Source organism: Robinsoniella sp., assembly GCF_034124845.1.
The window spans coordinates 1-10,627 of record NZ_JAWYAJ010000031.1 but is presented as its reverse complement, the minus strand read 5'-3'; the positions used below and the strand labels follow the sequence as shown (position 1 = coordinate 10,627).

13 protein-coding genes are annotated in these 10,627 nt (G+C 42.3%); 12 read left to right on the top strand and 1 reads right to left on the bottom strand.

Annotated elements, in window-relative coordinates:
* The first annotated feature begins 229 nt into the window (after window positions 1-229).
* Both ACH2DQ_RS01655 and ACH2DQ_RS01650 read left to right on the top strand, forming a co-directional pair.
* Window positions 230-673, top strand: a complete 444-nt coding sequence (locus tag ACH2DQ_RS01655; protein WP_394916164.1) for an RrF2 family transcriptional regulator — start codon at window positions 230-232, stop codon at window positions 671-673.
* Between the two features lie 188 nt (window positions 674-861).
* On the top strand, window positions 862-2,157 hold the full coding sequence (locus ACH2DQ_RS01650) for an O-acetylhomoserine aminocarboxypropyltransferase/cysteine synthase family protein (protein WP_394916163.1): 1,296 nt from the start codon (window positions 862-864) through the stop codon (window positions 2,155-2,157).
* Here the strand turns inward: ACH2DQ_RS01650 and ACH2DQ_RS01645 are convergent.
* Window positions 2,139-2,270: a DUF6783 domain-containing protein gene (locus ACH2DQ_RS01645; RefSeq protein ID WP_394916162.1), complete on the bottom strand. Its 132-nt coding sequence runs from the start codon at window positions 2,268-2,270 to the stop codon at window positions 2,139-2,141. The genes ACH2DQ_RS01650 and ACH2DQ_RS01645 overlap by 19 nt on opposite strands.
* Window positions 2,271-2,360: 90 nt before the next feature.
* Between ACH2DQ_RS01645 and cysK the strand changes: the two genes are divergently transcribed.
* The 10 genes from cysK (at window position 2,361) to ACH2DQ_RS01595 (ending at window position 10,376) form a co-directional block, all read left to right on the top strand.
* Entirely contained in the window at window positions 2,361-3,293 is a 933-nt protein-coding gene (gene cysK, locus ACH2DQ_RS01640; RefSeq protein WP_394916161.1) for a cysteine synthase A, read from the top strand.
* A gap of 40 nt (window positions 3,294-3,333) precedes the next feature.
* On the top strand, window positions 3,334-4,392 hold the full coding sequence (locus ACH2DQ_RS01635) for a threonine/serine exporter family protein (protein ID WP_394916160.1): 1,059 nt from the start codon (window positions 3,334-3,336) through the stop codon (window positions 4,390-4,392).
* A complete protein-coding gene (locus tag ACH2DQ_RS01630; RefSeq protein WP_394916159.1) occupies window positions 4,389-4,829 on the top strand; it encodes a threonine/serine exporter family protein in 441 nt (146 codons plus the stop codon). Before ACH2DQ_RS01635 ends, ACH2DQ_RS01630 begins: the two co-directional genes overlap by 4 nt.
* A 247-nt stretch (window positions 4,830-5,076) precedes the next feature.
* Window positions 5,077-5,373 carry a hypothetical protein gene (locus tag ACH2DQ_RS01625; protein ID WP_394916158.1) on the top strand — a complete coding sequence of 99 codons (297 nt, stop codon included), beginning with the start codon at window positions 5,077-5,079 and terminating at the stop codon, window positions 5,371-5,373.
* 293 nt (window positions 5,374-5,666) lie between these two features.
* Entirely contained in the window at window positions 5,667-5,984 is a 318-nt protein-coding gene (locus ACH2DQ_RS01620; protein WP_394916157.1) for a rhodanese-like domain-containing protein, read from the top strand.
* A gap of 96 nt (window positions 5,985-6,080) precedes the next feature.
* Window positions 6,081-6,623: a phosphodiesterase gene (gene yfcE, locus ACH2DQ_RS01615; protein WP_394916156.1), complete on the top strand. Its 543-nt coding sequence runs from the start codon at window positions 6,081-6,083 to the stop codon at window positions 6,621-6,623.
* 33 nt (window positions 6,624-6,656) lie between these two features.
* Window positions 6,657-7,805, top strand: coding sequence for a class I SAM-dependent RNA methyltransferase (locus ACH2DQ_RS01610; RefSeq protein WP_394916155.1), 1,149 nt, complete (start codon window positions 6,657-6,659; stop codon window positions 7,803-7,805).
* A 10-nt stretch (window positions 7,806-7,815) separates the two neighbouring features.
* Window positions 7,816-9,195: a lectin like domain-containing protein gene (locus ACH2DQ_RS01605; protein ID WP_394916154.1), complete on the top strand. Its 1,380-nt coding sequence runs from the start codon at window positions 7,816-7,818 to the stop codon at window positions 9,193-9,195.
* 85 nt (window positions 9,196-9,280) lie between these two features.
* Window positions 9,281-9,877 carry an XTP/dITP diphosphatase gene (locus ACH2DQ_RS01600; protein ID WP_394916153.1) on the top strand — a complete coding sequence of 199 codons (597 nt, stop codon included), beginning with the start codon at window positions 9,281-9,283 and terminating at the stop codon, window positions 9,875-9,877.
* A 16-nt stretch (window positions 9,878-9,893) separates the two neighbouring features.
* Entirely contained in the window at window positions 9,894-10,376 is a 483-nt protein-coding gene (locus ACH2DQ_RS01595) for a metallophosphoesterase family protein (RefSeq protein ID WP_394916152.1), read from the top strand.
* Window positions 10,377-10,627: the final 251 nt, after the last annotated feature.

Genomic DNA, 10,627 nt, shown 5'->3' with positions numbered 1-10,627 from the left:
AGGTTGGAAGATCTGCTGAACAAAGCCAACACCCTATCCAGCCATACCCTCTAGAGCGTGGTTTAAGATTATACACAATAGAACTGCAGAATAAGAGCGGTTCTATTTTTTTCTTCTTTTTTATATTTTTTGAAATTAAGTATTGACATTTACAATATTATCCTGTATAACATAAATATATTATTTAATATATCGGTTTGGTAGGAAATAAATAAGAAAAGGTGATGAAATGAAAATCTCAACAAAGGGAAGATATGGTCTGCGGGCACTGGTTGATCTGGCATCTCATTCTACAAGCGAAGCAGTGTCTCTGGCAAGTGTGGCGAACAGGCAGAGAATATCCGTTAATTATCTGGAGCAGGTTTTTGCAACACTTAGAAAAGCCGGATTAGTAAAAAGTATCAAAGGGCCGCAGGGAGGATATATGCTTGCTGTGAAGCCGGAAGAGATGCAGGTATCAGATATTTTAACAGCACTTGAAGGTAAATTCAGTATTATAGATGAAGTAGCACCGGAAGAACAACAGGATAAAGTGCAGATGGCGATTAACGAGCTGGTTTGGGAAAAGATTAATCAGCAGGTAAACCACTATCTGGAAAGTACGACCCTTTCGGATTTGGTAGAAGAATATCAGAAATTAAACGGAGAAGAAGAATATATGTACTATATTTAATCAATTTAGGATATTTCGTATTCTTTCAATGATAATTCCTACTTAGTTAATAATATTAATTGGAATACTAAGTGCTTAAAAGGGCACAGTATGAAAATAAATTGTGGTAACAACCACGTGCTGCTGCAAGCGGTAGAAGAATAACTCGTTAGACAATGAGAATATAGTGAAAAGTGAGGAGAAATATTATGAGTAAAAAGAGAGAATTAAAATTTGAGACCCTTCAATTACATGTAGGACAGGAAAATCCCGATCCGGTGACAGATGCAAGAGCTGTACCGATCTATCAGACATCTTCTTATGTTTTCAAAAACTGCGCCCATGCCGCAGCACGTTTTAACCTTACGGATGCAGGAAATATCTATGGGAGGCTTACGAATACCACACAGGATATATTCGAGCAGCGTATAGCAGCGCTGGAAGGCGGTGTGGCAGCACTTGCAGTCGCTTCCGGTGCAGCTGCTATTACATATACATTTCAGAATCTGGCACATGCAGGCGACCACATCGTAGCAGCCAAGACAATATACGGAGGAACCTATAACCTTCTGGAGCATACGCTTCCGGAATACGGGATTACAGCAACCTTTGTAGACCCGGATGTAGAAGGCAGCTTTGAAGCAGCAATCCAGGAAAATACAAAAGCGGTCTTTATTGAGACTATCGGCAATCCAAATGCAAGCCTGATTGATATTGAAAAGGTTGCGGAAATTGCTCATGCGCATAAAATACCATTAGTGGTTGACAGCACTTTTGCAACCCCTTATCTGGTACGCCCAATTGATTTGGGAGCAGACATTGTGGTACATTCCGCCACAAAGTTTATTGGAGGACACGGAACAACCATCGGTGGTGTGATTGTGGACAGCGGAAAGTTTGACTGGGAAGCATCCGGAAAATTCCCGTCACTTACAGAGCCAAACCAAAGTTATCATGGAGTAAGTTTTACAAAAGTCGTTGGTCCGGCAGCATTTGTAACCAAGATCCGTGCAATTTTACTGCGTGATACAGGGGCAACACTTTCTCCGATACATGCATTTATCTTCTTGCAGGGCTTAGAGACCTTGTCACTGCGTGTAGAGCGTCATGTAGAGAATGCGCTGAAGGTTGTGGATTATTTAAGCAAACATCCACAGGTAGAAAAAGTAAATCATCCGGCGCTTGCCGACAGCCCTTATCATGAACTGTATCAGCGTTACTTCCCTAAGGGAGGAGCTTCGATCTTTACTTTTGAAATCAAGGGCGGATCCAAGGAAGCACAGGATTTTATTGATCATCTGGAAATTTTCTCTTTACTTGCCAATGTAGCAGATGTAAAATCATTAGTAATTCATCCAGCAAGTACTACGCATTCCCAGATGACAGAAGAAGAACTTGCAGGCTCAGGAATCAAACCAAATACAATCCGGTTATCAATCGGTACGGAACACATTGATGATATTATTTATGATTTAGATCAGGCATTTCAGGCAATTGCCAAGTAAGGGTAAGCCGGAAGCCTAGAGCCTGTTTGAAAAATCATTCCTGCCGTCTGTACGCCCCACTTTGCGGTATATTCCCCCGAATTCAGGTTACATAGTATGCTTGTCGCCTTCATTTGTGAGAAATCTCCCACAAACCGGAACGCACAGCTGACAGTCTGTATTTTTCAAACACGCTCTGTCGCATTTAAGAAAGGATGTTTAAAATGGCTAATATATATGGAAGTATTACAGAATTGGTAGGAAAAACTCCCCTTGTGGAATTAAAAAATATTGAAAGTGCTTTAGGGCTGGCCGGAAGAGTAGTGGTGAAATTAGAATATTTCAACCCGGCAGGCAGCGTAAAAGACAGAGTGGCAAAGGCCATGGTAGAAGATGCGGAAAATAAAGGATTTTTAAAACCGGGTGCTACGATTATCGAGCCAACCAGCGGAAATACGGGAATTGGGCTTGCAAGTGTAGCAGCGGCAAAAGGATATAAAGCGATTTTCACGATGCCTGAGACTATGAGCATTGAAAGAAGAAAATTGCTTCTGGGATATGGTGCTGAAATTGTTCTGACGGAAGGATCTAAGGGAATGAAGGGTGCAATTGCAAAAGCGGAAGAACTTGCAAAAGAAATCCCGAATGCTTTTATTCCGGGGCAGTTTGAAAATGCAGCCAATCCCGCAATCCATGCAGCTACAACGGGACCGGAGATCTGGGCAGATACGGATGGGGCAGTGGATATGTTTATTGCCGGTGTTGGAACCGGCGGAACATTAAGCGGAACCGGCGTATTCTTAAAATCCAAAAAGCCGGAAGTAAAAGTAATCGCCGTAGAGCCTGCAGCATCCCCCGTTTTATCCAAAGGAACCGGCGGACCTCATAAAATACAGGGTATTGGTGCAGGGTTTGTACCTAAGAACCTGAATCAGAATGTCTATGATGAAATTGTGACAGTGGAAAATGCTGAAGCGTTTGAGGCTGCAAAGCTAATTGCGAAAAAAGAAGGAATTCTCGTTGGAATCTCATCCGGAGCGGCTCTTCATACTGCAATAGAATTTGCGAAGAAACCGGAGAATGCAGGCAAAACTATTGTTGCACTGTTACCGGATACCGGAGAGCGTTACCTTTCAACAGAATTATTTGAAGCATAAGTATAGATTAGGCGCCGGTCTTTTGACTGGCGCTTTCTTTATGAATAGAAAGATGAAAAAGCTTTGTAACAGTTCAGACGGCATGAACTGTTACACATCCAGCCCATTGAAATTCGCCTTCGGCGAAGGACTGAATGTCTACATGCTCCAGGTTTCGTACGATCTGCGCAGTAAATGCGCAGATCTGTCTGAACTGTTACGAAGCTTTACATTGCAATTTCATTTTATTTTAATAACAGCTTTCTTTTATGGGAAAAATATTGTAGAATGTAAGCAAATATGGGAAAGACTGCAATGGAAAATAAAAAGAGTAGGAATTGCAAAAATGGAGCAGATTACAGATTATAAACTATTACTGGATACGGCAGTGCTGGCAGGACAGATCATGCTGCGTAATGGTGCGGAAATTTACCGGGTGGAAGATACCATACACCGCATCTTAAAGGTATCCAGCCTAAAGACCACGGAAGCTTACGTCACTACAACCGGCATGATTGTTACGCTGGATGATCCTCAGATTGATTCTCTGACTGTTATCAGAAGAATTGCAGACCGGGAGACGAACCTCAATAAAATCACGCTGGTTAATACCATCTCCAGAAGATTTTGTGCAGGGGAAATTACATTGAAAGAAGCGTTTCATGATTTGAAACATCTGGAATCCCGGGAGTATTCCCAAAGGGTGCTGGACATTTCTACGATTATAGTAGCATCAGCGTTTGCGCTTTTACTGGGCGGAACGGCAATGGATGCCTTAGGAGCGGCAATTGACGGAGCACTTCTGGTATTGGTGCTGAAACTGGGCATTAAAATTGGTTTTAATCCCTTTTTTAAAGATGTAGCTGCATCTGCCGTTATCGCCGTAGGTGCAATCCTTTTATCCAGGATACCTTTTGCAGTTATGAATATGGACATGATCATCATTGGTACCATCATGCCTCTGGTGCCTGGAGCAGCCATAACCAATGCCATAAGGGATACACTGCAGGGCGACTATGTTGCAGGCGGGGCAAAAGCCCTTGAAGCATTTGTAAAAGCAGTAGCAATCGTAATTGGCGTGGCATTTGGAATGCTTATAATGGGAGGTGTGAAGGCATGATTGTACAGGTGGTAGGTGCTTTTATTGCAATACTTGCATTTTCAACGGTAATACAGGTGCCGAAAAAATATTTGGTTTACTGCGGTCTGATCGGAGCATCAGGGTGGCTTGTGTATCTGCTGAATGCAGACAGCAAAGGCATTGTAATGGCAAACTTTCTGGCGGCACTTGTGATTGCGCTGATTTCTCATGTATTTGCAAGGATATTCAAGGCTCCGGTAACAGTGTTTTTAATACCGGGAATTCTGGTTATTGTACCGGGAGCAGGCATGTATCGGACGGTTTACCAGATCTTTTTAGGAGAACAGCAAAAGGCAATGAATTCGCTGCTACAGACGATTGAAATAGCGGGAATGATTGCGTTGGCTGTATTTATCATGGACTCTGTATTTGATATGATTCGAAATAAGAAGTGGAAAAAAGTAAAGGCGGAATAGAATTTCTAATCCGCTTTTACTTATATTTAGACAGTGAAAGACCCAAGCAGGGGAGCTACTTGGGTCTTTCGAGGGGAGTATAAATAATTAATAAGGGGTTTGTAAAAAAAATTTTTTGAAGGGTAAATTCTTTTTACATCTCAAATTATAATATAGATTGGAAAAAAATGCAATACATATTTTTTACTATTTTTGAGATAATAAATTTTGTAATAAAAATATTTATTATTCAGGAGGGAATGAAACTATGGCAAAGAATATGAATTCTAAAAACCAGACTCAAAATAGTACTAACAACTATGAATCTAGCGTAGAATCAAAGAACAAAGCAAGTAATAAAGCAAGCAATTCTTATAAGAATGCAAGCGAAAAAAACAGTGCTTATAACAGTACTAATGAATCCGAGAATTCCTATAACTCTTACAAGAACAGCAACAATTCTTATAAGAACGCTACCAGCAACAATACTTCCAAAAATGCAAGCCGCAACTCTTCTTCAGACTGTCACCACGAATCTGATGAATACAGCGATTGCAACTACTAAACCATTTCATAACATCAGACTGTGACAGCAAGTAAAGTCAAATACCCCGTTGCGGGGAATTTGTTCTCCGCTTCCGCTCCGGTCGATGCTGAACGAACGTCCACTGGACGTTCAGTAACCCTCGCGGCAGTCGCCAAATGGACGCGCCAGCGTGTCCGCTTGGCTCGTTGCCCGCGGGAATTAAATGGTTTTGAAAAGATGGAGTCTTGGCCACAACTCGGCCGGGGCTCTGTTTTTTTGCACACTTATCAAAATTCCTGCATATATTATGTCAGGAAGGAGTGTATGTATTTATGAATTTTGAGATGATTGCACCGAAACAGCTGGATACGTACGTCAGGGATAAAAGCGCATTTATTATAGATCTCAGAACACCGGACGAATTCGTAGAACGTCATATTAAAGGAGCAGTAAATATCCCTTATGAAAATTTGGGCAATTGTTATACACTGCCCCAGGATATGATGATTATTGTATATTGTGAACGTGGTTCCATCAGTATGGCTGCAGCCAGGGAACTTGCGGAAAAAGGCTATCATGTAAAGACTATGATCGGTGGAATCCACGCTTACCGTGGAAGATACCTGGAATCCTATCGCCACACGCTATAGTTCGCATTTTGAAAATATTAAGGAAGTAAAAATATTGACAGGTGCAGACACTGGCATTAATATAGGAGATAGATGAATAGAATGGAGGAAATGCAAATGAAACTTATGTTTGCGTCAGATATACACGGCTCATCTTTTTTCTGTAAAAAGATGTTAGAGGCATACCGATTAGAAGAGGCTGAACGCCTGGTGCTTCTGGGAGATATTCTTTATCATGGACCAAGAAATGATTTGCCAAAGGAATATGCTCCCAAAGAGGTCATCGCCATGCTGAATCCTTTGAAAAGCAAGATTTATGCAGTAAGAGGCAATTGTGAGGCAGAAGTGGACCAGATGGTGTTGGAATTCCCTGTATTGGCAGATTACTGTATAATTATGGAAGGGAATAAAACGATTTATGCCAGCCATGGCCATGTCTTTCACAAAGACAATCTGCCTCCTTTGGCAGAAGGGGACATTTTTATTCATGGACATACCCATGTACCTGCTGCCGAGAAATATCCGCATTTTACCTTGTTAAATCCGGGTTCCGTGTCTTTGCCGAAAGAGGGAAATGTGCCAACATATGGAATATTGGAAAATGGATTATTTACCATAAAAGATTTTAATGGAAATACCGTAAAGCAGCTGGCATTATAAGATACCTGCAAATGCAGACAGATAGGAGAAAAGATGAAACAGATTGAATTGATAGCACCCTGCCATTTTGGGCTGGAAGCCGTTTTAAAACGGGAGATTATTGACCTTGGATATGAAGTCAGCCAGGTAGAAGATGGACGAGTTACCTTTATCGGGGATATGGAAGCAGTGAGCTATGCCAATGTATTTTTAAGGTCGGCAGAGCGTATACTTTTAAAAGTCGGAAAGGTCCATGCCGAAACATTTGATGAATTATTTGAGCGGACAAAAGAACTTCCATGGGAAAACTTTATTCCTAAGGACGGTAAATTCTGGGTAACCAAAGCAACTTCGATTAAGAGCCAGCTGTTTAGTCCCACCGATATACAGTCGATCATGAAAAAGGCCATGGTTGAGCGTTTAAAGGGCGTATATGGCATCCAATGGTTTGAGGAGACAGGTCCGGCTTACCCGGTTCGTGTATTTTTTATGAAAGACGAAGCTACAATTGGGATTGATTCCTCCGGTGTCTCTCTACACAAGCGGGGATACCGGCAGCTTACCAGCAAGGCACCCATAACCGAGACGCTGGCGGCTGCACTGATTATGCTGACACCCTGGAACAAGAGCAGGATTCTGGTGGATCCGTTCTGCGGAAGCGGTACTTTTCCCATCGAAGCGGCGTTGATGGCGGCAAATATTGCACCGGGAATGAATCGTTCTTTTCTGTCGGAAGACTGGGACAACCTGATCGCGAAGAAACACTGGTACAATGCGATGGATGAAGCCCGGGAAAATGTAAATGACAAGATTGAGGTGGATATCCAGGGATATGATCTGGATGGGGATGTAATTAAATCCGCCAGAGAAAACGCAAAGCTGGCGGGAGTTGACCATCTGATCCATTTTCAGCAGAGAAGTGTCTCTCAACTGAGACATCCCAAAAAGTATGGTTTTGTAATTACCAATCCGCCTTATGGTGAACGAATTGAGGATAAAGAGAATCTGCCCGGGTTGTACCGGGAAATTGGTGAAAGCTTTAAACGGCTGGATTCCTGGTCGGAATATCTGATTACTTCCTATGAAGAAGCGGAAAAGTATATCGGGAAAAAGGCTGATAAGAACAGAAAGATTTATAATGGAATGATAAAAACGTATTTTTATCAATTCCTGGGTCCCAGACCGCCTAAGATCAAAAAATAAGGGGTAGACATTGATTAAAAAAATTCAGACATTCATTGGTATTCTAATCATTGTGCTGATTGGATACGGGGCGTTTCAATATATGGAGCCGGAAATTCGAGGACTGTTGGACGGCAAAAAGCAACAGGATCAAAGGGAGTCGGAAAAAGGTTCTAAAAACCAATATTCGGCACCAGAAGACCATACGGAGCGGGCAGCCACAGATAAAATGGAAAAGCTTCCTGCGTCCTATGACAGCCGGAATGAGGCGAGAGCACCTGTTATTAAAAATCAGGGGGAACTTGGCACCTGCTGGGCGGTAGCCACGTCCTCGGCTTTGGAAGCATCCCTGCTGCCACGGGAGCACCTGGTGTTTTCTGCAGACCATATATCTCTTCAAAATCATTTCGCAAAAAACCAGAATGATGGCGGGGATTATACTATGGCAATGGCGTATCTTGCCGGCTGGCAGGGACCGGTGCTGGAAAAGGATGACCCTTACGGCGATGGTGTATCACCGGATGGCCTGGCTCCGGTGAAGCATGTCCAGGAGATTCAGATGATTAAGGATAAAGATTATGAGGCGGTAAAACGGGCAGTTTATGACCATGGCGCCGTCCAGTCTTCCCTTTATATGGATCTTCAGAATACCGTAAGTTCCTCGGTGTTCTTTAATAAAATCAACAGCACATACTGTTATGTGGGGAATGCACGTTCCAATCATGATATCCTGATTATTGGCTGGGATGACAACTATCCGGCGGCTAAGTTTAATGCGGATATTAAGAAGGACGGGGCATTTATCTGCCAGAACAGCTGGGGACCGGACTTTGGGGAAGAAGGTATCTTTTACGTATCTTATGAAGATGCTAATCTGGGGAATAATTGTGTTACTTATTCCAGAGTTGAAAATACCGGGAACTATAATGATATCTACCAGACCGACCAGTGCGGCTGGGTTGGGCAGATTGGTTATGGTTCGGATACCTGTTATTTTGCCAATGTATATGAAGCCAGGCGGGATGAAATGTTGAGTGCCGTGGGATTTTATGCTACCGGGAAAGATACGGAGTATGAAATACATATCATTGAAACGTTTGACGGACCTTCATCGTTGATATCCTGGAGCCCGGATCAAACCGGTAAGTTTGACAACGGAGGATACTACACCGTAGACCTAGATGAACCGGTAAAAGTATCTGAGGGACAGCGGTTTGCCATCATGGTAAAAATTAAATCCCCTGGTCTTCAGTATCCGGTTGCTACGGAATATCAGGCTGATGAAGCCACAAAGAACGTGGATATATCTGATGGTGAAGGGTATATCAGCATGAGCGGGTATACCTGGACCAGAACGGAGACGGAGCATTCCTGCAATGTTTGTCTGAAGGTGTATACAAGAGAAGCATAGCTTTTATGTATGAGGGCGTGTTTGAAAATTCATTCCCCGTGTGTTATAATTTTTTTAAAATTTACGGAAAGAAAAGGGTGGAACGGTGAGTAAAAGAATTATTTTTGCAACTGGAAATCAGGGTAAAATGAAGGAAATAAAAATGATACTGGGGGACATGGATGTAGAGGTATTATCCCTGAAAGAAGCCGGTATCGAAGCGGATATTGTAGAAGACGGCGCAACATTTGAAGAAAATGCTGTAATTAAAGCGAAGACCATTATGGAAATGACGGGTGATATTGTACTGGCGGATGATTCCGGACTTGAAATTGATTACCTGAATAAAGAGCCGGGGATTTATTCAGCCAGGTATATGGGAGAGGATACGTCCTATGATATTAAAAACAATAATCTGATCGAACGCCTGAATGGGGTGCCGGATGAAGAGCGGACGGCTCGTTTTGTATGCGTGATTGCAGCAGCTTTTCCAAACGGCGATATATTGACTACAGAAGGAACCATTGAAGGCATGATTGGTTATGAAATAAAAGGAAGCAATGGATTCGGATATGATCCCATATTTTATCTCCCGCAACATCAATGCACCACAGCAGAGCTGGATATGGAGTTGAAAAATGAATTGAGCCACAGAGGAAAAGCACTTCGGGCAATGAAAGAAGAATTAAAAAATAAAATTTAGAGGAGATTGGTGCCAGATGAAGATCCTGATTGTAAGTGATACGCATCGCAGAGATGCCAATTTAAAAGAGGTCTTATTAAAAGTTAGCCCCATCGACAAATTAATCCATCTGGGCGATTCAGAGGGCAGTGAGGACTATATCAGACAGATTGCCAACTGCCCGGTACATATCGTAAGCGGAAATAATGACTTCTTCAGTGATTTGCCTCGAGAAGAAGAACTGCAGCTTGGGAAGTACAAAGTTTTGCTCACTCACGGACATTATTATTATGTATCTCTGGATACCCGCTCCATCAAAGAGGAAGCAAGAGCAAGAGGCTTTGATATTGTTATGTTTGGACATACGCACAGACCGGTTTTAGAGATTGAGGAAGATGTTACAGCACTAAATCCCGGCAGTTTATCCTATCCCAGACAGGATGGGAGAAAACCAAGCTATATTATTATGGAAATTGATCATAAAGGAGAAGCACATTTTACCTTAAATTATTTAGGGTGAAGAGCGCGATTTGACCAATTTGAAGAAATAAATTCAAAAAATAAATTGGCGAAAAAGCCCGAATATTCAGCACTTTCGGGCTTTTTCAAAAAAATAAAAAAATATTTGAAAAAAGTTGTTGACATTTGGGTTGAGCTATAATATAATATGTCTTGCGTCAGGGAACAGACGAAACAACAAAAACAAACAAGACACCATCGGGGTGTGGCTCAGCTTGGCTAGAGCGCCTGGTTTGGGACCAGGAGGTCGCA

What these genes read in the sequence shown, in the direction of transcription:
- ACH2DQ_RS01655 (WP_394916164.1), top strand. Translation starts at nt 230, where the DNA reads ATGAAAATCTCAACAAAGGGAAGATATGGTCTGCGGGCACTGGTTGAT.
- ACH2DQ_RS01650 (WP_394916163.1), top strand. Translation starts at nt 862, where the DNA reads ATGAGTAAAAAGAGAGAATTAAAATTTGAGACCCTTCAATTACATGTA.
- ACH2DQ_RS01645 (WP_394916162.1), bottom strand. Translation starts at nt 2,270, where the DNA reads ATGAAGGCGACAAGCATACTATGTAACCTGAATTCGGGGGAATATACC.
- cysK (WP_394916161.1), top strand. Translation starts at nt 2,361, where the DNA reads ATGGCTAATATATATGGAAGTATTACAGAATTGGTAGGAAAAACTCCC.
- ACH2DQ_RS01635 (WP_394916160.1), top strand. Translation starts at nt 3,334, where the DNA reads ATGAATAGAAAGATGAAAAAGCTTTGTAACAGTTCAGACGGCATGAAC.
- ACH2DQ_RS01630 (WP_394916159.1), top strand. Translation starts at nt 4,389, where the DNA reads ATGATTGTACAGGTGGTAGGTGCTTTTATTGCAATACTTGCATTTTCA.
- ACH2DQ_RS01625 (WP_394916158.1), top strand. Translation starts at nt 5,077, where the DNA reads ATGGCAAAGAATATGAATTCTAAAAACCAGACTCAAAATAGTACTAAC.
- ACH2DQ_RS01620 (WP_394916157.1), top strand. Translation starts at nt 5,667, where the DNA reads ATGAATTTTGAGATGATTGCACCGAAACAGCTGGATACGTACGTCAGG.
- yfcE (WP_394916156.1), top strand. Translation starts at nt 6,081, where the DNA reads ATGAAACTTATGTTTGCGTCAGATATACACGGCTCATCTTTTTTCTGT.
- ACH2DQ_RS01610 (WP_394916155.1), top strand. Translation starts at nt 6,657, where the DNA reads ATGAAACAGATTGAATTGATAGCACCCTGCCATTTTGGGCTGGAAGCC.
- ACH2DQ_RS01595 (WP_394916152.1), top strand. Translation starts at nt 9,894, where the DNA reads ATGAAGATCCTGATTGTAAGTGATACGCATCGCAGAGATGCCAATTTA.